Raw genomic sequence first — 23,158 nt, 5'->3', positions numbered from 1 at the left:
GGACAGCGATGGGCAAGGATAAGAAGGATCTGATGATCCAGATGGGTATGCCCGCAGCCGAAGGGGCAATTGCTGGCGATGCGCTGAAAGAAGCGCAGTTGAGGCGCGCAATCGCTTTGGCCGGAAAAAGGGCGAGCATCGCGGGTGCCGCCTTTGGCGCTCATCCCTCGTGGGAAATCCTGATGCAACTGTCACTGGCCGAATGCATGGGGCAACTGGTGTCGCTTCGGCAATTGAGTGAGACGCTGCGTGCGAATCCCTCGACGCTGGCGCGTATCATGAATGTCATGGCCACAGAAGGCTCGGTCGTGCTGTGCCAGCGCGATGAAGACACCGAAATCTACGCCGAATTGACCGAGGCATCGCGCCAAGCCATCGCCGATTATTTTCAGTCTATTTAATCAACTGCCCCAGTCCGGCGGGACTGGGGCTGGGCCTGTCAGGCCACTTCCTCCGGTTCGCTGCTGAAGGGGGAGAAGCTGGTGTCCGTGTCGAACACATCGACCCCTTCGCGCTGCTTGAGATAGCCCACCACGGCATAGGTCGCTGGCGTCAGCACGATTTCCCAAGCCACTTTCAACGCCCAATTGGTGACCAAGACCATCAGCATATTTTGCGTGGTCCACACACCGGCAAAGGCCAGCGGATAGAACAGCAGGCTGTCCACCGCCTGACCGCAAATCGTGCTGCCCCAGGTTCGCGTCCACAAATGCTTGCCCTGGGTCATGATCTTCATTTTGGCCAGCACAAAGCTGTTCACAAATTCGCCTGCCCAAAAGGCGACCAGCGAGGCCGCGACAATGCGCCATGTGCTGCCGAACACGCTGATATAGGTCGATTGGCAGATGTAGCCTGCGCCTTTTTGCGCCAGAATGCCCGCGAACACCGGATCGCCGCTGGCGGCGCAACCCCAGTCGCCCTTGGCCGGCATGGCCACCACCACCACCGACATAATCGCCATAAAGATCAAGGCGAAGAAACCCACCCAGACACAGCGCCGCGCATGGGCATAGCCATAGACCTCGGTCAGCACGTCACCCAGAATATAGCTGATGGGGAAAAAGAGGATGCCCGCGCCAAAGGTGATGTCATGCCCGCCAAGATGGACCACCGATGTCTTGGCCGCGCCGATCAAGTTGGACAGCAGCAGGATGGCGACAAAGGCGGCCATCGTATAATCGAAATAGCGGAAATGGCGGCGCGCACCGGCGCTGCCTTCGATACGGGCCAGATTTTTGGCGGGGGGGATTGGCTGATTCATAAATTTAGGATGAAGCACCTTTGCGAAAGCTGCAAGAGATGGCTATGGGGGGGAAAGGAAGTCGACTTTGATACGCGCGCTCGTAGCTCAGCTGGATAGAGCAAGTGCCTTCTAAGCACTAGGCCGCAGGTTCGAACCCTGCCGGGCGCGCCAAAACCACCCCTAAAAAACCCCTATCCCGCCTTGCATCAAATCCCAATCGGGGGGCGCTATGCCATGCTTTTCCCAATCCCCCGGGCCGGGAGGCGGCGCCTTGTTCGAATATCTGCAAAAACTGCTCCATGCGCAGGGCTATGCGCCGCATGGCTATTGCCTGTTGTGGCAACCGGAATTGATCTGGACCCATGTTATCGCCGATGCGGTGACGGCCTTGGCCTATTTGACCATTCCGGTCGCCTTGGTCGTTTTGGTGCGCAAGCGGGGCGATATCGCTTTCAGCTGGATCTTCTTCTGCTTTGCGGTGTTCATCCTCGCCTGTGGGGCGACGCATATCATCTCGATCATCACCTTGTGGTGGCCGATTTACGGGATACAGGCGCTGGTCAAAGCGCTGACCGCGGTGGTCTCGGTGGCGACCGCTTTGGTGCTATGGCCCTTGATGCCCAAATTGCTGGCCATCCCGTCGCCCACGCAATTGCGTCTGGCCAATGAGGCGCTGGCCGAACGCATCGTCGAACGCGATGCCGCCATTTGCCAGTTGCAGGAGGAAATCGCCGAAAGGCAGCGCGCCGAGGCCTTGCTGGAAGAAAAGGGTCGCGAATTGGCCGCTGCCAAGGCGGTGGCCGAAAGCGCCAGTCAGGCCAAATCGCATTTCCTGGCCAATATGAGCCATGAATTGCGCACCCCGCTCAATGCGGTGATGGGCTATGCCCAATTGCTGATGCGTGATCAGGGGCTGGCCCAAAGGCACAAGGATGCCGCCAGCACCATTCATGACAGCGGCGCGCATCTGCTGACCCTTATCAACGATATTCTTGACCTGTCCAAGATCGAGGCGGGCAAGTTTGAACTTTATCCCGCCAGCGTCGATCTGCCCGGCTTCCTGCATGGCATTGGCGCGATCATGCGGGTGCGGACAGAGGAAAAGGCGATTGGCTTTACCTGCGACTTCGCGCCCGATCTGCCCGCCTTTGTGCTGGCCGATGAAAAGCGTTTGCGGCAGGTGCTGCTCAATCTTCTGAGCAATGCCGCCAAATTCACCGATCGCGGCGGCGTGACCTTGGCAGTCAGCGTGCTGGTGACACAGGATGCCGAAGTGCGGCTCAATTTCTCGGTACGCGACACCGGCATCGGCATCGCAGCGGAGGATGTTGCCAATATCTTCAAACCCTTTGAGCAGGTCGGCGCGACCGACCGGCGGGCAGGGGGCACCGGCCTTGGCCTGTCGATCACCCGCCAATTGATCGAGATGATGGGCAGCGAGTTGAAGGTGGAAAGCACACCGGGCGAGGGCAGCCTGTTCTGGTTCGACGTTGCCTTGCCCGTTACCCATGTCCAACCCGCCAGCAGCGACCGCGCCCGTGACTGCACCGGCTATCGGGGCGAGCGCAAGACGGTGCTGGTGGTCGATGACATCACCGCCAACCGCGAGGTGATGGTGGCGATGCTGGCCGAACTGGGCTTTGTGGTGGAACAGGCCCCCGATGCGCGGGCCGGTATCGCGCAGGCCTTGGACAATCCGCCCGATCTGGTGCTGATGGATATTCGCATGCCGGTGATGGACGGGTTGGAAGCCATCTGTGTCCTGCGCCAGAACCCGCGTTTCGACACCATCCCCATCATGGCGGTATCCTCGGGCATCTCGCCCGAAAATCAGGCGCGGGCTTTGGAGGCGGGGGCTTGCTCCTTCCTGCCCAAACCTTTGGAACGGGCCGAACTGGTGCGTCTGGTGGGCGAGGCTTTAGCCATGGACTGGATCGTGGAGGAAGAAGCGCCCGCGCCGGTCGAACAGGCCATGCTCCACCCCAAGCCCGAAGAACTGGGCGATCTGCATGCAGCCGCCATGGCTGGCAATATGCGGCAAGTGCGCGCCGAGGCGGAAAAACTGGCCAAGGCGCAGGCGGCCTATGCGCCCTTTGCCGATGCGGTCACCACCATGGCGCGGGCTTTCCAGTCGCAGGCCCTGCTGGCCTTGATTGAAGGCGCGATGGAGGCGCGCGCATGACCGACCTATCGGCGCAATTTCCGCTGGGCGAGGAAGAGGTCCGGCAGAGCGTCCAGACCATCATGGTGGTGGACGATAACCCCGCCAATCTGGGCGTGGTGGGCGAACATCTGGAAGAGCATGATTACAATGTCACCGTGGCGCTCGACGGGCATGAGGCGCTCAAACGCGCCGAATTTGTGGTGCCCGATCTGATCCTGCTGGATGTGATGATGCCCGGCATCGACGGGTTTGAAACCTGCCGCCGGTTAAAGGCCAATCCGGCCACCGCCGATATTCCGGTCATCTTCATGACCGCGCTGACCGATGTCAGCGACAAGGTCTCGGCCTTTCAGGCGGGCGGGGTGGATTATATCAGCAAGCCGTTCCAGACCGAGGAATTGCTGGCGCGGGTCAAAACCCATCTTGCCCTGCGCGATGCGCAATTGCGGCTGGCGCGCAAGAACTTGCGGCTACAGGAAGCCGTGCTGGCCCGCCACGAGGCCGAGGAAGGCTTGCAGAAATCAGCCCTGGCCTATCGCCGCCTGTTTGAAACCGCGCATGACGGCATCCTGTTGGTGGACGGGCAAAGCGGGCAGGTGATCGATGCCAATCCGGCGATCATCGCCATGCTGGGCCAGCCACGTGACAGCCTTTTGGGGCAACGCCTTGGCGATCTGGTCGCCTTTGCCCAAATCCCCGCCGCGCATTCCAGCGTCGAGGATATTCTGCGTTGCCAGCGGGTGAAATATGACGACTGGGTGATGCAGGACGCATCGGGCGCGGGGGTGGATGTCGAGGTGATCGGCCTGCTCTATGAGGCGCAGGATCAGCCGATGATCCAGTATAACATCCGCAACATCACCGAACGCAAACAGGCCGAGGCGCGGGTGCGCTATCTGGCCTTGCATGATGCGTTGACGGGGCTGCCCAACCGCAGCCTGTTGGCCGACAGGCTGGAACGTTCCATCGCCCATGCCCGCCGCCAAAAGGGGCAGGTGGCGGTGATGATGCTCGACCTTGACCATTTCAAACATGTCAATGACTCGCTGGGTCACCATGTCGGCGATATTCTGTTGCAGACGGTGGCCGACCGGTTGCGCGCCTGTTTGCGCGAATGCGATACGGCGGCGCGGTTGGGGGGCGATGAATTTGTCCTGCTGCTGGGCGATGTTCTGTCGGCCAATGACATTGATACGGTGGCGGGCAAGGTCTTGCGCGAATTGAAGCGGCCTTTCCCGATCGAGCAGCACCAATTGCATATTGGCGGCAGTATCGGCGTCAGCCTGTTCCCCCATGATGGCGAGGATGCCAACAATCTGCTGCGCGCGGCCGACACCGCCATGTACGAGGCCAAGAGCCATGGGCGCGGGGTGCATCGCATGTTCACCGCCGCGATGAACGAGGCCACCATGCGCCGCCAGCAATTGGCCGATGACATCCATCAGGCCGTGGCTCGGCAGGAATTCTCGCTCTATTACCAACCGCAAGTGGCGCTGGATGATTATCGCATCACCGGCGTAGAGGCTCTGCTGCGCTGGAACCATCCGCAACAGGGGGTGGTGCTGCCCGGCCTGTTCGTGCCCTTGCTGGAGGAATTGGGCCTGATCGTGGAACTGGGCGAATGGGCGCTGGAACAGGCCTGCCGCCAGAACAAGGCATGGCAGGATGCCGGATTGCCGCCAATCCGTGTCAGCGTGAACCTGTCGGCCCAGCAATTCTATCGCGGCGACATTGTGGCCAGCGTGCGCCGCGCGCTGGACCTGTCGGGCATGGACCCGCAATGGCTGGAACTGGAATTGACCGAGGGGCTGACTCTCAACGACACCGAAACCACCATAGAGATCATGCAGGCGCTCAAGGCCATGGGCGTGCAATTGTCGCTGGATGATTTCGGCACCGGCTGGTCCTCGCTCTCCTATCTGCGCCGTTTCCCGCTGGACCGGATCAAGATCGACCGCAGTTTCATGGCCGAGGTGGCGACCCAGCCCCATGCCGCCGCCGTGGTGCAGGGCATTTTCAGTCTGGCCGAAAGCCTTGGCCTGGAATGCACCGCCGAAGGGGTGGAGGATGACCGGCAACTGGCCTTCCTGCGCGCCCAGTCTTGCCACGAGGTGCAGGGCTATCTGTTCAGCCGGCCCTTGCCCGCCGAGGCGATCGGGCGAATGATCCCCCAAGCCCTGCCGCCCGTCGAGAACAAGGCGGCCTAATCGCCCGGCGCATAGCCATAGCGTGCGATCCAAGGCGCCAGAACGGGCAGCACCGGCGCCAGATCGGCGGCATAGGCAAGCCAGCGCCCCGCCGCGCGGCGGTAAAGCGGCTCGGTCACCTGCGCATAGCTGGCGGTGGTGACGGTGCCGCGTTGGCGGGCGGCGGCGCGATGGTCGATACCCTGTTCGGGCCAGTCCAGACCCAGCGTGGCAAATAAAGGGCGCAATTGCGCTTGCGGATCGGCCACCAGATCCTCGTAGCGGATGGTGGACACCGCCATGGGCAACAGGGCGCGCAGCTGCTCCCACAGGCCAAAGGCAATATCATACAGCGCCGCCGCATCGCCCAGATCGAGGAAATTGGCCATGGCGTCATTGGGGCGGAAACTGGTCATGAAACAACTGAGCACCGCATCGCAGGGGTGACGCAGGGCGAGGATGAAGCGCGCATCGGGAAACAGGCGCAGGATGGTGGGCAGCTTGGCCAGATGCATCGGGTGCTTGTCGATCACCAAAGTGTCATCGCTCAAAGGGCCACCCGCCGCGATACGCGCAAAATAGCTCTCCCGTGCCTGTGTGATCTGGTCGGGCGACAGGTCGGGCAAGGCCTCGATCCCGCCCAGCGCGGCATCCAGATCGCCGATGAAGGGTTCTTCCTCCAGCACCAGCACGCGTGGATCAGCCATCAACATCGTGTCGAGCAAAGTGGTGCCTGAACGCGGGAAACCCAGCAGGAATACGGGAGCAGGGCGGGTGGGCTTCTGGTCCACCTCCTGCCAACGGGCCAGCCATGCCGCGTCGACCCTGTCCCGCGCGTTCAGCAAAGCCTGACGATAGGCGGCGGCGCGGATCCTTGGCTGGTTGGGCGCGGCGGATTGCAGCGCGTTCATCGCGGCGAAACTGGCAAAGGCCTCATCATACCGCCCCAGCCGGTCCAGCGCCTGCCCGCGCAGGGCATGCCACTGGTCCTGCGCCATCACGGGTTGCGCCCCCTCCAGCGCAGCCAAAGCGGTGGCATGGTCGCCCGCGCGCCGCGCCAGCAGGGCGTCGATGAAACACAGCACCGCAGGGGACACGCCCGCAGGAGACGCGCCCGCAGCCTCGGCACGTAGGCGCAGGGCAGGCAGGGCCCGCTCCTGATTGCGCCTTTCCAGCGCCGAGGCCAGCGCTACCACCACCTCATCATCACCCTGCAAATCCATGGCCCTTTCCAGCGCCGCCTGTGCCTGCGCGAAATGGCCCAGCCGCAATCCGTGTTGACCCAAGGCTTTGGCGATATCGGCGCGGTCAGGCGCCAGAGCGGCGGCTTGGCTGACGGCAAGGAAGGCCTCCTCCTCGCGCCCCTGTGCCAGCAACAGGCTATAGCGGGCGAAATGGGGGTGGGGGTCTTGCCCATCCTGCGCGATCATGCGCGCCAGCAGGGCCTCTGCCTCGTCATAGGCGGCCGTGTCGATCAAGGCATGGGCCAGATTGAGCCTTATCGGCCTTGCGTCAGGCGCCAGATCCAGCGCGCGGCGCAAGGCATCTACCGCCTCCGCCACGCGGCCCAAGGCGCGCAAACTGTTGCCCAGATTGTTCCAGCAGGCCCAGTCTTGCGGCTGGCGCGCAAGGATCAGGCGGTAATGGGGCAGGGCCTGTTCATGCAGGCCAAGGCTTTGCGCGGCATGACCGGCAAGGCCCGCCAATTGCAGGCTGGCATCGCGCTCGCCATGGGGCGCCTGTGCCAGTGGCAGCAGGGCGGCATAGTCGCCGACCTGATGATAGGCCTGCGCCAGATTGCGCCGCACCACCGGGTCTTCCGGCGCCAGCGCCAAGGCAGCGGCCAGATGCTCCACCGCGCGCGGCCAGTCGCCCAATTGCAGCGCAATCGCACCGGCCAGCGCCAGCATGGGCGCATCGCGCCGCCCATGGGCCAAGGCTGCCTCTGCCGCATCGGCGGCCTGCGCAAATCGCCCCTGCCGCGCCAGCCCCAGCACCGCCATCAATCCCGCGTCCTGCTGCATCCTTTGCCTCTTTCGTGAAATCTCTAAACGGCAAAAGCGGCGCTCCCCATCGCGGGAAGCGCCGCCTTCATGCCGGATCAGCGCGTGATCAGAACGAGAAGGTCATGCCGGTAAAGACATAACGCCCCATCGAGTCATAGACCCCGCCATAGGTGTTGCCATTGCAATAGGTGCTGGAGCACGAGCCAGAGCCCACCAACGGCGGATCCTTGTCCAGCAGGTTCTTCACGCCCGCACGCCATTGGATATGGCTGCCCACCGAACCATTCACCGACAGGTCGAAATAGCTGTAGGGCTTGATATGCGCGGCATAGGCGCTGTAGCTGCTGGCATGCAGGGTCGAACTGGGGTTGGAATAATCCACCGACACCGGCCCGATGTAACGCCACACCAGCGAGACCACCAGATTACGCTTCGTATCCAGCGCAAAGCGGGCGCGGTGGCGCCATGTCGGCGCGGGCACGCCGCAAGTGGTGCCGTAATAGCCCGCGCAGTCATAGGCCTCGGTCAGGCCATTGTTCACCGCATATTGCGCCAGAACCGTGCCGTTCATGCTGGCGGTCAACCGGCCCAGACGGCCCAGATCATGGGTATAGCTGGCGTTGAGGTCGAAACCGGCATCCTTGATCCAGCCAATATTATGCGGAATATCGACCACATAGCCATTGGAGCTCATCCAGAGCGAACCATTGCTGGCGCGGCTGATCAGGCTGCATGCCGAGGAATTGGCATTGTTATAGCAGGCCGAGAGGATGGCATCCGCGCCATAGGACTGGATGGCATCATCGATGCGGATGTTGAAATAATCCGCCGAAATGGTGAAGCCGCGCAATTGATGCGGGGTCAGCACCACACCCAAGGTCTTGGTATAGGCCACTTCGGGGTTAAGGTTGGGGTTGCCCCCCACCAGACCATTATACTGGCCCGCCGGATTGGAGGCCACCGATCCGGTCACGCCCTGCAAGGCGCAGGAGGTGCTGATCGTGCTCTGGTCGGCGCAGGGGTCGGTCGAACCGTCCAGCGCGACATGCTGGGTGGCGAACAGTTCCTGCAGGTTGGGCGCACGCACCGAACGGTTGAAGCCCGCACGCAGACGCACATCGGGAACCGGCGTATAGTCCAGCCCGAACTTGTAGGTATGCGTGTCATAGGTGCGGCCGGTCGACAGCTGGTAATGCGAGAAGCGGTAGCCGGTGTTGAAATTCATCTTGTTTTCGATGATCGGCACCTGCGCCTCGATGATCCCTTCGATCACCTTGTAATTGCCCTCGATCGGCAGTGTCGCGCCGCCCTGACCAGCCAGATCGCCGGTAATGAAGGCATTGTCGGGATGCAGCGCCAGACCTTCGCGGCGGAATTCGGTGCCGATGGCGATGTTGGCGCCCGTGTCGGCCCAAGGCGTCTTGACGCCATATTGCGTCAAATCGCCGGTCAATTGCGCGCTGGCGACCAGTTCGCTGGTATAGCCGGTCATCACGCCGGTCGCGCTGATATAGGCCAGCGAGGCGGCCGAAGGCGTGCCGGTGAACAGGTTGATCGGCGAACAGCCATCGGCGGAACCCGATGCGCAAACCACATTGCCGCTGGAATCGGTCACCGCGTTCAGGGCGTTGGCCATGCGCGACACCGATACTTCGCCGGTATAGACCTGCTTATAGGCGGTGCGGCCATATTGCAGATAGGCATCATAGGCCCAACCATTGCCCAGATCGCCGCGCGTACCCATCACGCTGCGATAGGACTGGTGGCGCAGGTCGCTCTTGCGCGGCTGGCCATAGATGTTGCGCCACAGCAATTGCAGATAGGCGGTGGTGCTGTTGGTGGCGGCGGTGTTGATCAACGACTGGTCGCCCGAGGCGGTGATCGGATAGCCGGTGGCGGTATAGCCGGTCACCATATTGCTGCTGTTGCAAATGGTGCTTTTTTGCGCCGAGGACAGATAGGGATTGTCGCAATTGATGGTCAGCGTGTTGCCGAAATCGCCCGAGGGCGCGATTTGCGCCACGGTGCGGTCGGACATGAACATGAATTCGAAATAGGGGTGCAGCGCCGGGCTGACTTCCAGATCGCCGAACAGGCCCGCATTCCAGCGGTTGTCATTGCGCTGGTAATAATTGGTGGGGGCATAGTTGAAGAGGTTGGAGGTGCCCTCGGTCAGCGTGCCATTGCCAAAGGCGCCAATGGTGGAGGAGGAGGAGCCCGCCGGATAATAGAGGCCATTGGCGCCATTGGCTGTGGCCGAACCACCGCAAGCCGTGCCCGCCTTGTTGATCGAGCAGGAGCTATAGTCGCGCTGCGATTGCGCCACGGCATTCTGGTGACGGTGGCCGACATAGGCCATCACATGCCCGCGACCATCGGCAAATTTGGCGCCATAGGCCAAAGTGCCATTATAGCCATTGCCGTCCCACGTATTGCCCTGCGGGTAATTATAACCCGACAGACCGGCATTGATCCGCTTGTTCAGCAGGTTCTGCACCTCGCGGTTGCCGTTATAGTGGTTGTAGAGGCCATCCTCGATATCAAAGCGGAAGCCGGTGAAATCCTTGTCGAGCACAAAGTTCACCACGCCCGCCACCGCATCCGCGCCATAGGTGGCCGATGCGCCGCCGGTCAGCACGTCGACGCGCTTGACCAGCGAGGTGGGGATGAAGTTGAGGTCGGCGGCCGAGCTGCCCGGATCGCCGGGCATCAGGCGGCGGCCATTGACCAGCACCAGCGTGCGGGTGGAACCCAGGCCGCGCAGGTCGACCGTGGCGGTGCCGGTGGCGCCATTCGACACGGTGGAGCCTTGGCCCGCAAACACTTGCGGCAATTGGTTGATCAATTCTTCCGCGCTGCTGACGCCGGAAGCCTTGATGTCGGTGGCGTTAAGCGTGGTGATCGGCGCCAAAGCCTTCAGGTTGGGATTGGCGATGCGGCTGCCGGTGACGACAATCGTGTCGGCGGCGGGGGCTTCGCTGGCCAGCGCGCTGCCCGCATTGCCGTTGGTGATCGAGGGAGCCTGTTGCGCATGGGCCGAACCGGCCACCATGGCCAGACCCAGAACCAGCGGTGCGGCGCTGATCCGCAGAGTGTGGAGTGTGTTCATAACAACCCTTCGTATGGTGAAGGGGCAGGCCGTTGGGGCGCGAAGGCCCATGGATGCCCCCATGGTTCCATGCCCGCCAACAGGCTGTCGCACCCTTGGCCAATGGCGCGTTTTGCAGGGGGCAAAGACGCGTCAATGGCCGCCGATTGGCGGGATAGTGGGGGCTTTTTGCGCCATGGATTTCGCCCGCGCCAAGGGGGATTTGGGGTCTATGTCCCTGAATTGTCACACTTGTGGCGCGGCGGTCACAAGTTGCCCGATGCGATAATCGGGGCATAGAGTTGCAACATTGACGCAATGGGAAAGGATATGTCCCGATGTGGCGGCGGCACGCAACCAATGTCGGGGAGGGGCTGCAATCTATTTGTTTTATTTACACCCATGTCAGCAATTTTGAGCGGCATTTTCGCGCCGGAAAGGGCGCTGTGCCGGATAAAATGCGCGGGCGCGAAATTGGGTCTTGACGGGGATAGGGCCGCCGACTCGTCGCCCTATTCCTCGGGCCGGTCCAGTTTCGCGCCATCCACCGCGCGGTCCAACCGGTCCTGTTCACGCTTGGCCGACTGTTTCTGCGCCTTGGTCTGGCCATGTTTGGCGCGATTGGCCTGCGCCTGCGTGGCGGCATCGTTGCGGGCGCGGGCCTTGCGGGCCATGCGCAGGTTGATGATCTCGGCCATGCCTATCCTTATGCCTCTGAAAGGATTTCTCGGCCTATCCCCTAGGCGTTCTACCTTCAAGCCTTCATTCTTTTTTGCCATATGGGGAGGGTTAAAATGCGGGTTTCGGGGGGTTTATGAAGTTTCGTGGGGGTATGACCGGTCTGGCCAAGGCCATTGGTGTGGCCGTTTTGCCATTGGCGGCGGGTTTCCTGCCCCAACAGGCCCAAGCCGCCGAAGCGCCCAAAGACGGCTTTACCTTCAACGGCAATATCCGCCTGCGTTACGAAGCCATCGACGGCCAGGCCCGCGCCGGTTTCAACCCGTCCGAAGATTGGGTCAGCAGCCGCACCATCCTCCACCTCGATTACAAGCATGACTGGTTGCAAGTGGTGGGCGAATTATGGGACAGCCGCGTGTGGAACACCAACCGCGGATCGCCGGTCTCCACCACCGATGTCAACACGCTGGAGCCGGTGCAGGCCTATATTCAGGCCGATCTGGGCAAGGCTTTGGGCGCGGACACGCATACGACCGTGGTGGCGGGGCGCTTCATGCTGGCGGTCGGTTCACGCCGCCTGATCGCCGCCGATGATTACCGCAACACCACCAGCGGCTATACCGGCATCCGCGCCGATGTGACCAATAAACAAGGCACTACTTTCACCGGTTTCTACGTGATGCCGCAAACCCGCCTGCCCGATGCGCAGGCGCAATTGCTGGACAATGCCAGCGCGCTGGACAAGGAATCCCTCGCCGCCGTCCTCTGGGGCGGGCTGGTGTCGCATCAGGCCAAGGGCAGCCGTTTCATGAAGGAAGCGGTCTTTGTCCATTTCGGCGAACATGACCAACCCGGCCGCAACACCCGCGACCGCTCGCTCAACAATATCAACCTGCGCGCCGGTACCGATCCCAAACTGGGCAAGTTCGATTGGGGCGTCGAAGGCATCTATCAATGGGGCCACGCTAGCGCCTCCACCGCGCCCACCGCTGCGACCCTCAACGTCAGCGCCACCTTCCTGCGCGCCACGCTGGGCTATAGTATGGCGGGCAAGTGGAAGCCCCATATCCTCGCCGAACTCGACCGCGCCAGCGGCGATGGCACCTCCGGCACCTATGGCCGTTTCGACACCCTGTTCGGCATGCGCCGCGCCGACCTCGGCCCCGCAGGCCTCTATAGCGAGCTTGGCCGCTCCAACCTCCTCACCCCCGGCATCCGCGTCGAAGTCACCCCCTCCAAAGCCACCGACGCCTTCCTCGGCTATCGCGCCCTCTGGCTGGCCGACGCCCATGACAGCTTCTCCAACACCTCCGTCCGCGACGCCAAGGGCCAGTCCGGCACTTTCGCCGGTCACCAGATCGACATGCGCCTGCGCCACTGGCTGGTGCCCAAACGCCTCCGCTTTGAACTGGACAGCGCCTTCATCCTGCGCGGCGAGTTTCTGGAGCGTGCGCCCAACCGTCCGGCTGGGGATACGAAATATGTGAGTTTGAACGTGACGGGGTTTTTCTGAGGGGGGTGTTTTGCTGGGCGGAAAGCCTTCGGCTTGGGTTGAGGTTTTTTGCCTCCGGCGGGCAAAGGGCGGGGGCCCTTTGCAATCCCGATTATGGGGTGGTTGAAAACGACGGTTCTTTGGTCCACTTCCTATAGTCAGTAATAAATGTCACAGTCTTTCTTCCTAACTCCCTGGTGTATTCATTTGGATTTTTAATTGATTCCATTAATTCATGTGGTATATTTTCTTCCGATGAGTAAATTCTGTCATCACTGTCTTCTCGTTGACTGTTAAGAAGCTTTGTGATGTCGTCTGGGCGGGGAAGCCATGGTGGAGGGCGTCGGGGGAAATTTTTACCGCCATTGTTGTTGAAGCACAATAGTTTGTGGAGTGGTTGAAAATGCGGACGCAAGGTTTCAACCTTCCTGTCGTTTACTGGCCACCTCGTGACGTTTAAATTTTCCTTAATTAAATCAGCAAACATCCAATTTATCCCGTCTACACTTGGCACTGTGCAGTTGTTGCTGGTTAGGGATGATTTTGGGTTGTAAAACATATAGAGGGCGGCGCAATTGTTAATTTTTTTTGCCTCGTTTACTAACTTGTAATGCTGAGCCCCGTAATATTTTACATTTGGCTTGACATTTGCGGGTGGTGAATTGCCGAATGTTAATCCATGATCGATTTCATTGTACACCCAGTAGCTACTTTTCTTGAGTTTGATCTCCTTTGCTCTTTTGGCTTGTATATGTAGCCGAAAGTACCGCCCTTTGCTGTTGGGGTTCAGATCGACGAATTCCCAGTCCATGTCGTCGCCGGTCAACGCCTCGTTTATCGGGAAGTCTACTTTCACTCCGTACGGCTCTAAGCCTATCAATGCAGCCATGAGCATGTCTGTTACAGTTTCTTCGCGGAAATTTCGAGTTTTGTGTCGATCTCGTTCTAGAAACTCTGCTATAATATTTGGAAAGCGGTGGGCGAACTGACAAAGAGGATTCATACGAGCCTTGCGTTAGAAAAATATATTTATTTTATGTATTTAAGTGTGTTCTATGTCAACGTTGATAAGTTGTAGTTGGGAAGGTTCCTAACTGGGATTGCAAAGGGCCGCCGCCCTTTGCCCGCCGGAGGCATCCCAAAACCCCACCAAACGCACCCTAAAAACCCCCAACCATCACCCCGCAAACATCACCCCATCCCACACCAGCTTCACGCCCACCAAGATCATCAGACAATAGATCAGACGGTAGAACTTGGCCGCATCCACGCGGCGGACGATGTGGACGCCGGCGAAGGTGGAGGCCAAGGCCACTGGCCCGAGGAGGGCGGAGTGCCAGAGGTTGGCGGGGGTGAACTGGCCGAGGGCGGCATAGGCGGGCACTTTGATCCAGTTCATATAGGCGAAGGCAATGGCGGTGGTGCCGACGAGGGAGTCGCGGGGCAGCTTGCGGGGCAGGACCCACATCTGGAAGGGCGGGGCGCCTGCATGGGCGACATGGCTGGTAAAGCCGGAGGCGGCGCCGAAGATCAGGCCGACCCAGCGGGGGGAGGTGGAGGGCAGGGCGACCGCGCCGCCGCGTTCCTGCCACAGGCGTTGCAGGCCAAACAGCATGGACACCACGCCCACCGCCAGTAACACCGATCCCTCGCTGACCAGACGCGAAAAGAAATAGCCCAGCACCACGCCCAAAGTCATGCCGGGCACCATGACTTTGAGCACGCCCCCGTCCCAACTGCGGCGGAAAGACCAGACGCTCACCGCATCCTGCACGATCAGGATGGGCAGCATGACGGCGGCGCTTTCCACCGGCGCATTGGCCAGCACCATGATCGGCATGGCCAGCCCGCCAAGCCCTGCAAAGCCGCCTTTGGCAAGTCCGGAGACGATCACGGCGACAAGGGCGCAGGCTATGGCGGCGGGCGTATCAAGCATGGGGCGTTTACCTTTCAAGATAAGGCCATAGCAGACTCAGCCCTCTAATCCAGCACCCGAGTCCTAGGACACTCGTTCAGATTTCGCGCGGATTGCCATACGCCCGATGACGTATCAGGAATGCGGGCCTTTCAAGTCATCCTGCCCATGGCATCACTAATCGCCAGGGGGCCATATGCAGGGCGTTCGCGTAGGGAAGAGAATTATTGGGGCCGATGCGCCGGTCAACGTGGGATGGGACAATGTCCCCCGCGTAGAAGGTGGGCCGGTCAAGCAATTCATCTTCACCTATTTTCAGCCCGCCGCTTTATTCGCGCTGCTGGCATTCTGGTATTACGCGCCTAATGACATCGCCAAGGCTTCCACCGGCATCTGGATCGGCATCGGCTTTCGCGTGTTGCTGCTGGCGCTGGAATGGGTGAACCCGCGTTTTGAAAGCTGGCAATTGACGTGGAAGGAACTGGCCACCGACCTGTTCTATGTCGGGCTGGGCTATACGATCCTGCGGCTGGTGGACAATTACATCGGCGACGATGTGATGATCGAGGCGATCCAGAGCCATTTCCATTGGGACAAGCTGACATGGTTTGTCACCCTGCCGCTGATCCTGCAAGGTTTCCTGATAGCCTTCATTTTCGATTTCGGCCAATATTGGATGCATCGCGGCATGCATAATTGGTATCCGCTGTGGCTGACCCATTCGGTGCATCATTATATCACCCAGCTCAACATCAACAAGGGCGCGGTGGGCAATCCGGTGGAGCTGTTCCTGATCGGGTTGGGCGTCGGCGGGTTTTTCGACTTCATGCCGCGCGCTTTCCTGATCGCGGGGGCCTTCCGCCTTGGCATCGGCACCTATCAACATATCAATGTGCGGTTTAACACGCCGGTCTGGTGGCGTTTCCTGTTCAACACCACCGAACATCACAGCATCCACCATTCGCAGGATTATGAAGCCACACGCAGCAATTATGCCGGAGACTTCATCATCATCGACCGCATCTTCGGCACCTGCGTCGATGGCGAGGCCGAATTGCTGGGCATGGAAGGCGGTCGCCGCATGTCGATTGGCGAGCAGATGACCTACCCCTTCACCGAGGGCTGGAAAACGCTGAAGGGCAAATTCAGCCGCCCGATGGCCGCATCTGCCGAACTCGGTCCGGCGGAATAAGGGAGAGGCACCATGAACCTGCGCTTCATCGACTGGATCTGGAACGTGCAGGGCAGCCTGCCACTCAGCGCGCAAACCTCCAGCGAGGAAGCCTTTGACCGGCTGGCGCCCCTGTTCCGACAAGTGGGCACCAATTACGAGCGTTTCCAGAATCAGCTGCGCTTTGCCAAGAAAGACCCCGCCGCACAGGACAAGATGGCCGTGTTTGAACAGGGCCTGTTGCAGGTGGAGCAGGGCGAGGCTGGTCCCGTACTGACCTATCATATGCGCAGCCGCGCGCTGCTGCTCTGCTTTCTGGCGCCCTTGCTGTTCCTTGCCTTTGGCCAATTGACCATTTTTGCGGGCCAGATGGAAAAGGCCCCCGTCACCGCCAAAGCCCCTGAAAAGCCCAAAGCAGCCCTGCCGATGCACCCCATCGACCAATGGCTTGGTGCGCCCGCACCCGAAAAGCCGGACGCCAAAAAGAAGGAAAGCGCGGCGGAGAAAAAGGCCAAGAAATTCTCCCCCACCGCCGCCTATGTCTTTGCCGGTATCTTTGCCGCGCTCTACCTTATCGGGCGTTTTCTGGAACCTTGGCTGGTCCGCCGCCTGTTCCTGCGCCAATTGGCTCTGGAAGTTTAATAGTTCCACTGCACCTGCGCGCGGACCAATTGCCCATGGGCTTGGCCGCTGCGGCGCTCATCCGCCTCGCTGCGCTTGGTATCGCTATAGGTGACGGTGAATTCCACCTCTTTCATCGGTTGCCATTCCACACCCAATTCCAATTCGTCGGTTTCAAGGAAGGGTGAATTGACCGAGCCCTTCCACCCGCCGCGATAATATTGCCAACGGGCAAAGGGCATGATCTGTCCCACGGCCGTGTGCGGCAGACGGTACATGGCCTGAACATAGCCGCCGTCGAGCCCCTTATTGACCATGGCGCTCACGCTCTTGTCCCATGCGGGCGTTTGTCCCCACGTCCATTCGGCCTGCAGGCCAAAGGGTTTGGGGTAAAGCATGGCGTGCAGGCTAACCCGCTTTTCATTATAGGCAATCGCGCTGACGCCGCCGGTGCGGATTTCGGGCTGGATCTTGTTCTGCATCAGCGACCCGCCAAATTCGATCACCTGCCCCTTGAATGCGCCGCCCAATTCCACCGGCCATGTGACAAAGGCTACTTTCATCAGGCCATTGTTGCTTTCGGTGCGGTTCACGCCTTGCCCATTGTAAAGGCCCAGACCAAAGGCGCCATAATTGCCAAACAGTTTTTGCCCATCCTTGGCCAGTCTGTCCCAGATATGTTGGACGCGGGCAGGGGTGTAATAGGCCACCACACCCATGTCGCGCTCGCCGGGCACCGCGCTGTCAATCGCATCGCTGCGGTCCAAGGCCAGACGGTTAGAAGAGGACTGCATATTTTCCCAGCCCACCGGCACTTTGCTTTGGCCGAAACGCAGCTTGAATGTGCGATGTTTGTCCAGATAGACATCGGCATAGGCATCGCGCATCTGGAAGAAGCCTTCGCGCTTTTCGCTGCTGGTCTGGTTGCTGACCGAACTGGCCAGATCGCCTTGCATGTAAAGCGAGACGCGGCTGGAAATGTCGCCCTGCACCACCAGACGCGCACGGCGGATCGAGAAATTGCCCTTGTCCGACAGCGCCGCATCCTGAACCGAGCGCAGGCGTGACACGCCGCTGGGCGCAGTATCGGCACCCGACAGGATTTCATTGACGCGGAACTGGGTATAGCCGCGCAGCATCAGCTTTTCATACCAGACCTTGCCATGGGCGGCGGGGGCATGCGGGGCGGCAACGGGGGCAGGGGCGGCCGCCAAAACAGGGGCCGCAGCAGCCACAGGAGCCGCATTGGCAATTGTGACAACAGGCTTTGTCACATTTTCCGCATTGGCGATTACGGCCGCGGGGGCAGGCGTTGCAGCGCGGCTTTGTGCGGCGGCGGCGGCCTCGGTCAAAGCGCGCATCTGCTGCTTCAACTCTTCCACTTCGCGCTTTAATTGGCGGATTTCGCGGGTTTCTGCCGAAGTGCGGGCCAATGCCTGCTGCGGAACCAGCGCCGCCACGCCCATCATTAATGCATGCTTAAACGTCTTGATGCCAGTCATCACACTTGATCCCGATCCACGACCCGCCCACGAATTGTGACGCGCCTAGGTCAGTTTTGTGACAAAGCTGTGACAGTTTGGAGTCAATATGACAGTTCAAAGGCGGTGGAGGAGCGCTAAACTGCGCCCGCCACACGTCCGAATGGCCATTTTATGACGTTTTTATGATGATTCCTGTCATAATTGGACGGCGGGATAGCCACCCCCGCTGGCGCAAATTGTTCCGACATTGCGCGCAAAAAAGGGGGCCGGGTGTCGCTGCCCAAGCCCCCTTCCTTTGCCATCGCCGTAGCGATCAGGGTTTGCGGCCGGTTACCGTGCCCAGAACATAGCCCGCATAGCCGCTGGGCATGGTGCCGCTGGCGCCAAAGAAATAGCCCATTTCGGCGGCCTGCGGGCCAAAGAAGCCACCGGCAAACTGACCGGTCAGATTGGTGTTGGCGCTGGTGGAGGAAATCGTCCCGCTGAAGGTCGATCCGGTGCTGCTGATCGTGCCCGAACCGCTCATGTTGAACAGGGGCGTGGCCACCGTGGAATAGGTCGCCGCGCCATTGCTCACGCCCGTCTGGGGAAAGGCGGAAATGTTGATCGCGGTGCTGACGCTATTGGTGCCGAAATTGGCGGAGAAGGTGGCGGTGGAGGTTGCGCTGTCGATGCGGAAGGTGGGGAAGGACCCGCTATTGTGCAGGGCGCTGCCCACGACGGTGGTGTTGTAACTGGCCGAACCGGTGCGCGGCATGTCGCTGGACAGCGTGTTCACGCCGAAAATGCCGGTGCTGGTCTGATAATTGTTATAGGTGGTGTTCCAGATCGCCCAGCTGCCGATACGGGTATAGTTCAGATCAACGCCCGCAACATTGGGCGTCGAAACCGTCAGGCGCTCGGCCGGAATGGTGGGGGATACCGACACGCTGCCCACGCCCTTTTGGTAGGCGGTGGCGCTGGTGGTCTGGCTGATAATATCGGCCGAGGTAAAGCTGGAAGCGCGACCCTGCGGGCCGGTCAGGGATACCGAACCGGTGGTGGCATTGTAATTGGCGGTGGCAATCGCCGGATCAACGGCCTCGATGGTCAGGGTCGTCGCGCCATTGATGCTGCGCACATTATACAAAAGCCCCGAGGCCGCCATGGTCTGCGAACCCGACAGGTCGTTGAACTTGGTATAGCTGGGCGCGGGGTTGGACGAGGCGCTTTGTACGCCTGCCCCATCGCCGCCGCCACAAGCGGCCAGCGCCATCAAAGGCGCCAGAACCAAGGCGCGGGATATAAAAGAATGTCGCATGCTCTTTTAGTCTCCATTTGGCAGGGCATCGTGTCAAAGCACCGAACCAACCCCGACCTCTCCTGAAAAACGGCTGTAATCCCACAGGCCCACGCTGGACCAATTGCGTTCGTAACGTGCGCGCAGCAAAGGCACGAAGCCATGCCAGCGCAGATGGCGAAAGCTGGCGGCCAGACTGGCGTTGGCGCTGATGTCGCGGCGTGCATCGGGGAACAGGGCAAAGCGTGCGTCGGCCTGCAAATAGGCCCCGCCTGCGCTGGCCACGACGGTGGTATGGCCGACATCGGCCCACAGGCTGACCGAGGCGCCCGCGCTGCGGTTGGCAAAGGCAGGGTCGCGTGCCTCCACCCGATTGGCAAAGCTACGCAAAGTGCCGCCCGTGCTGGCGGAAAAGGCATGGTCGAGGCTGGCCGACAGGGTGAAGGCGTGGCCATTTTCCAGAGCGTTGAAATGGTTGGTCGTGCCGGTCGCCGCCAGTTCCAGCCTGCCTTGCGTGCGCGGGGACAGGGGCAGGCTCCATGCCGCACTGGCCAGCGCGCCGCTGGTGTAAAGCTGCCCGCCATGCCAGCGCCACAAGGGCCCGCCCGAAAGCGTGATGCGGTGCCGCCCCTTGACCAGTTCCGGTCCGGCGGCAGGGGCCAGCACCACGTCCTGATAGGCGGTCTGGCGATAGAGGTCGGCGCTGGCCGAGACGCGCCCGACCATGAACAGCCCGCTAGACAGGCCCTGACGCGCATAGGCCTGTCCGCGAAGGCCAAGACCCAAGCCCGAATGCGCTTTGGCCCGATCATCCAGCGTGAAATCGCCCAGCACCGTGCCCAAGGTTCCCGACGATGTCGCGCGGTTCACATTGCTGTCGGGGGCCAGATTGATTTCCAGCGATCCGCCATAGGGCCGCTGGGCCGACAAGACCTGTTCGTAAAAGCGGACCATCCTTTCGACATCGACCGGCAGCCGCCCTGCCTGCGCCGCGCGCAAGTCGCGGGTGGCGGCGCCGACCTGCCCGTCCATCGCCTCGATCCGCGCCAGTTCCAGCCTTACGCCCGCCGCATCGGGCTTTTCATCCAGAATGAGCCGCAATTCCAGCGCCGCCTCGCCATAGCGCCTTTGCCGATGCGCCATCATCATCGCCAGACGGAACCGCGCCTCGCGCCGCAATTCGGGTTCGGGGTGTTTGGCCAGCGCGCGATAGGCGGTTTCGGCAGAGGCATACTGGCCCGATGCGCTCAATTGATCGGCATATTGGAAAAGTTGCGCGGCCGTCATCTGTTGCGGCGGGGCTTCCTGTGCCGCAGCGCAAAGGGGCGCCATTGCAACAAAGGCGCTACAAAGCGCCATTTGCGCCACAGTATATTTCAAAATGTTGCAAAACATCGCCGCAGGGACTTAATCGGCTGCAACAAGCTGTCAAGCAAAGTTGCGCCAAGTCAATGCATCTGATGAGAGAAGATGTGAGAAGGGCGCTCTAAAGGATTGTCCAAGAACCCTTTTGGTACGAAGCCCTGCCATCGGAGTGGCGCAGGGCCGAACTGGATGTGACCCATTTTGAAATAATGTGCCTTTTTGGGTAATTCTCATCCCCCGCTTGGGGGATATAGGATAGTCAGCCTGAACAAGATCGGTCACACAAACGAGAGTGATTCTGTTCCGGCGGGGGACTTTTTTACAGAATTGGGGGCAACAAAGGTGCGGCTGGATCTGGATGGCCTTTATGCAGCCATCGATGATGACAAGGCTTTCTCGACACTCTCGCTGCGGCTTGCCGAGGCGGCGGGCACGCGTTCGGCTGTATTTGTGGAACTGGAGGCGGGCGGGGTGCCTGTTGCCCTACAGGCCAAATATTGGTCCGATGACATCGTGGGCCATTACATTCAGGACTATATCCACCAAGACCCCTGGACCGCGCTGGGCGTGAAAGTCGGGCGCTTTGACCGCGCCGCCGCGCTGGACGCGATCATGACGCCCGAACAGTTCCAGCAGACCGCGATCTATAACGAACTTTACCGCGCCTATGGCGATGACACGGGCCGCTGTCTGGCGGTGGTGCCCAATCTGGCGAAGGCGGGGGTGATGCTGGCGGTGCACAGGGCTGCCTCGGATGCCGCCTTTACCGCAAAGGATCAGGCCGGACTGGACGATATCTACCGCCATTTGAATCGCATCCTGTCGCTACGCCAAATGGTGGGCCATGCGCGGGACAAGGCGGCCTCGCTGCAGGATCTGGCCGATCAATCCGATCAGGGGCTGGTGCGCGTGGACAAGGACTTGCGTGTGCTGGGCCTGTCCGCCCGTGCGCAGCAGATGTTCGACCAGCGCGACGGTCTTGCCCTGCGCAACAGCCGTATCGATGTCACGCCTGCGCTGCATGCGGCGTTAAAATCCGCCGTTGCCGCCATGATCGACCGTAACATGGACGCGCAAAGCGGCTTTCTCTGCCGCCGCCCCTCGGGCCTGCGCCCCTATCGCATTGTGGTTTTGCCCGCCGGTTTCCACGGCCAAAGCGGCGCCATCCTGAAACTGGACGACCCCGAGGCCCATCCCGCCCCCGCCACCATGATGGCGGTGCAAAACGCCTATGGCCTGTCCAATATGGAGGCGGCGCTGGCGCAAAACCTGCTGGCGGAAAAATCGGTTGAGGAGATCGCCGCCGGTCGCGGTGTCGGGCGCGAAACCATCAAGAGCCAGATGAAATCCCTGTTCCACAAAACCGGCGTCAGCCGCCAGACCTCGCTGCTCAAACTGCTCGCCACCTTTCCTAGGCGGGGTTAGGCCCAGGCGGGGCTAAACCTCCCCGCGAGACCTTGGCCCGATCCGCCCTGCGTCCAGATCGGCCTGCCAACGCAGGACATCCTCTTCCTCTATCGTCAAAGGATCGTGCCGCATATTGGTCAGACCCAATTGCTGTCGCATCCGCCGCTGCCCACTCAAATGCGGAAAGCCCAAGGCCTTGTCACCCTTGTGCAGCAAATCGTCCAGCGGGCGGAAATGATGCCCGCCCACCGGCCCCGCCTCAGCATCGGGCGCGGGGCAGGGGGGCACTTCCGCCTCATCCGCCGCCGCCTCCCACGCCGCCGCAAAGCCTTCCGCCCCCGGTTGATTGCGTAAGCGATATAAAGCCTCCAAACTCGCCCCGATGGCCCGCGCCGCCTGCGTCACAATCCCGCTGGCCGCCAGCGCCGCAATAAATGCCCGCTGCCGATCCGGCGTAATCGCATTGCGCCGCGGCTGTTTATGCACATAAGGCGCAAAGCCCAGCAGCGGGTCCCCCTCCACCGGCGCCTCCCCCGCAAACGCCACCCGACTGGTCCGCCGGCCAGGCCGCGCGCTGGCGCTGGTCACCGCCTCCATCGCCGAAACCCCATGAGCCGAAACCTCACTCACCGCCCCGCCGCAAGCGCACATGCAACCCATCACCAGCCTCCATTCCCCCCGCACCAACGACCAAGTTCGAGGGGGAGCCGGTGAATATCAAAGGTGAGGATGTGTAGGACAGAGGGTTTTGTGTGGTGGGCAGGGGGGGCGCTGTTGGGCGCTTATCGCTGCGCGATTTTTTGGGAAGGGGGAATTTGCCTCCGGCGGGCAAAGGGCGGGGGGCCTTTGCAATCCCTATAATCTTGCCGATAAATTACCTCGTTCACGATAATTGATATTATACTATCCGTATCTGGATGCTGCCGACAGGCTAGGCGGCGTGGACAAATTATCTACGTAGGAGTTTCCTCGGAGGGCGCGCGTTTTGGACGTGCCCATCGGAAGATGCGCCAGCCAAAATCGACTGTCATCAGCACCAAGCCCAAAGGAAGGACCCAG

17 protein-coding genes and 1 tRNA gene are annotated in these 23,158 nt (G+C 60.9%); 8 read left to right on the top strand and 10 right to left on the bottom strand.

Annotated elements, in window-relative coordinates; all coding sequences use genetic code 11:
• Positions 1-8 precede the first annotated feature (8 nt).
• A complete protein-coding gene (locus EOE18_RS16675) occupies positions 9-401 on the top strand; it encodes a hypothetical protein (RefSeq protein ID WP_127711625.1) in 393 nt (130 codons plus the stop codon).
• A 38-nt stretch (positions 402-439) separates the two neighbouring features.
• Here the strand turns inward: EOE18_RS16675 and EOE18_RS16670 are convergent, their stop codons facing one another.
• A complete protein-coding gene (locus EOE18_RS16670) occupies positions 440-1,261 on the bottom strand; it encodes a queuosine precursor transporter (protein ID WP_127711623.1) in 822 nt (273 codons plus the stop codon).
• A gap of 76 nt (positions 1,262-1,337) precedes the next feature.
• Here EOE18_RS16670 and EOE18_RS16665 point away from each other — a divergent pair.
• From EOE18_RS16665 to EOE18_RS16655, 3 genes are all read left to right on the top strand, one after another.
• A tRNA-Arg gene (locus tag EOE18_RS16665) sits at positions 1,338-1,414 on the top strand.
• A gap of 100 nt (positions 1,415-1,514) precedes the next feature.
• Positions 1,515-3,425, top strand: coding sequence for an ATP-binding protein (locus EOE18_RS16660; RefSeq protein ID WP_164852801.1), 1,911 nt, complete (start codon positions 1,515-1,517; stop codon positions 3,423-3,425).
• Positions 3,422-5,614 carry a putative bifunctional diguanylate cyclase/phosphodiesterase gene (locus tag EOE18_RS16655; protein ID WP_127711619.1) on the top strand — a complete coding sequence of 731 codons (2,193 nt, stop codon included), beginning with the start codon at positions 3,422-3,424 and terminating at the stop codon, positions 5,612-5,614. Before EOE18_RS16660 ends, EOE18_RS16655 begins: the two co-directional genes overlap by 4 nt.
• Here the strand turns inward: EOE18_RS16655 and EOE18_RS16650 are convergent.
• The 3 genes from EOE18_RS16650 to EOE18_RS16640 all read right to left on the bottom strand — a co-directional run bounded on the left by EOE18_RS16650 (position 5,611) and on the right by EOE18_RS16640 (position 11,385).
• Entirely contained in the window at positions 5,611-7,617 is a 2,007-nt protein-coding gene (locus tag EOE18_RS16650; protein ID WP_127711617.1) for a tetratricopeptide repeat-containing sulfotransferase family protein, read from the bottom strand. The genes EOE18_RS16655 and EOE18_RS16650 overlap by 4 nt on opposite strands.
• A gap of 88 nt (positions 7,618-7,705) precedes the next feature.
• Entirely contained in the window at positions 7,706-10,708 is a 3,003-nt protein-coding gene (locus EOE18_RS16645; protein ID WP_127711615.1) for a TonB-dependent receptor domain-containing protein, read from the bottom strand.
• Between the two features lie 491 nt (positions 10,709-11,199).
• Positions 11,200-11,385: a DUF4169 family protein gene (locus EOE18_RS16640; RefSeq protein WP_127711613.1), complete on the bottom strand. Its 186-nt coding sequence runs from the start codon at positions 11,383-11,385 to the stop codon at positions 11,200-11,202.
• Positions 11,386-11,501: 116 nt separating this feature from the next.
• Between EOE18_RS16640 and EOE18_RS16635 the strand changes: the two genes are divergently transcribed.
• A complete protein-coding gene (locus tag EOE18_RS16635; RefSeq protein WP_246027514.1) occupies positions 11,502-12,878 on the top strand; it encodes an alginate export family protein in 1,377 nt (458 codons plus the stop codon).
• Between the two features lie 91 nt (positions 12,879-12,969).
• Here EOE18_RS16635 and EOE18_RS16630 read toward each other — a convergent pair whose 3' ends face one another.
• The gene (locus tag EOE18_RS16630) at positions 12,970-13,860 is read right to left on the bottom strand and encodes a DUF6615 family protein (RefSeq protein WP_342772674.1); all 891 of its coding nucleotides are present in this window, start codon (positions 13,858-13,860) and stop codon (positions 12,970-12,972) included.
• A gap of 174 nt (positions 13,861-14,034) precedes the next feature.
• Positions 14,035-14,793: a sulfite exporter TauE/SafE family protein gene (locus EOE18_RS16625; RefSeq protein ID WP_127711609.1), complete on the bottom strand. Its 759-nt coding sequence runs from the start codon at positions 14,791-14,793 to the stop codon at positions 14,035-14,037.
• Positions 14,794-14,968: 175 nt separating this feature from the next.
• On the opposite strand from EOE18_RS16625, the gene EOE18_RS16620 reads away from it, so the two are divergent.
• A complete protein-coding gene (locus tag EOE18_RS16620) occupies positions 14,969-15,964 on the top strand; it encodes a sterol desaturase family protein (protein ID WP_127711607.1) in 996 nt (331 codons plus the stop codon).
• A 12-nt stretch (positions 15,965-15,976) separates the two neighbouring features.
• Positions 15,977-16,585, top strand: coding sequence for a hypothetical protein (locus EOE18_RS16615; RefSeq protein ID WP_127711605.1), 609 nt, complete (start codon positions 15,977-15,979; stop codon positions 16,583-16,585).
• Here EOE18_RS16615 and EOE18_RS16610 read toward each other — a convergent pair.
• The 3 genes from EOE18_RS16610 to EOE18_RS16600 all read right to left on the bottom strand — a co-directional run bounded on the left by EOE18_RS16610 (position 16,582) and on the right by EOE18_RS16600 (position 20,614).
• Positions 16,582-18,066 (bottom strand): porin, encoded by a 1,485-nt coding sequence (locus EOE18_RS16610; protein ID WP_127711603.1) that lies wholly within the window; start codon positions 18,064-18,066, stop codon positions 16,582-16,584. The two genes, EOE18_RS16615 and EOE18_RS16610, sit on opposite strands and share 4 nt — an antisense overlap.
• 295 nt (positions 18,067-18,361) lie before the next feature.
• The gene (locus EOE18_RS16605; RefSeq protein WP_127711601.1) at positions 18,362-19,348 is read right to left on the bottom strand and encodes a transferrin-binding protein-like solute binding protein; all 987 of its coding nucleotides are present in this window, start codon (positions 19,346-19,348) and stop codon (positions 18,362-18,364) included.
• 33 nt (positions 19,349-19,381) lie between these two features.
• The gene (locus tag EOE18_RS16600) at positions 19,382-20,614 is read right to left on the bottom strand and encodes a surface lipoprotein assembly modifier (RefSeq protein WP_164852800.1); all 1,233 of its coding nucleotides are present in this window, start codon (positions 20,612-20,614) and stop codon (positions 19,382-19,384) included.
• Between the two features lie 420 nt (positions 20,615-21,034).
• Between EOE18_RS16600 and EOE18_RS16595 the strand changes: the two genes are divergently transcribed.
• On the top strand, positions 21,035-22,117 hold the full coding sequence (locus EOE18_RS16595) for a helix-turn-helix transcriptional regulator (protein ID WP_127711597.1): 1,083 nt from the start codon (positions 21,035-21,037) through the stop codon (positions 22,115-22,117).
• 12 nt (positions 22,118-22,129) lie between these two features.
• Here EOE18_RS16595 and EOE18_RS18870 read toward each other — a convergent pair whose 3' ends face one another.
• On the bottom strand, positions 22,130-22,759 hold the full coding sequence (locus tag EOE18_RS18870) for a hypothetical protein (RefSeq protein WP_246027513.1): 630 nt from the start codon (positions 22,757-22,759) through the stop codon (positions 22,130-22,132).
• Positions 22,760-23,158 lie beyond the last annotated feature (399 nt).

It is taken from the genome of Novosphingobium umbonatum (genome assembly GCF_004005905.1).
In the GTDB taxonomy this organism is placed as follows: domain Bacteria; phylum Pseudomonadota; class Alphaproteobacteria; order Sphingomonadales; family Sphingomonadaceae; genus Novosphingobium; species Novosphingobium umbonatum.
This window is presented reverse-complemented; position numbering and strand designations above follow the sequence as displayed.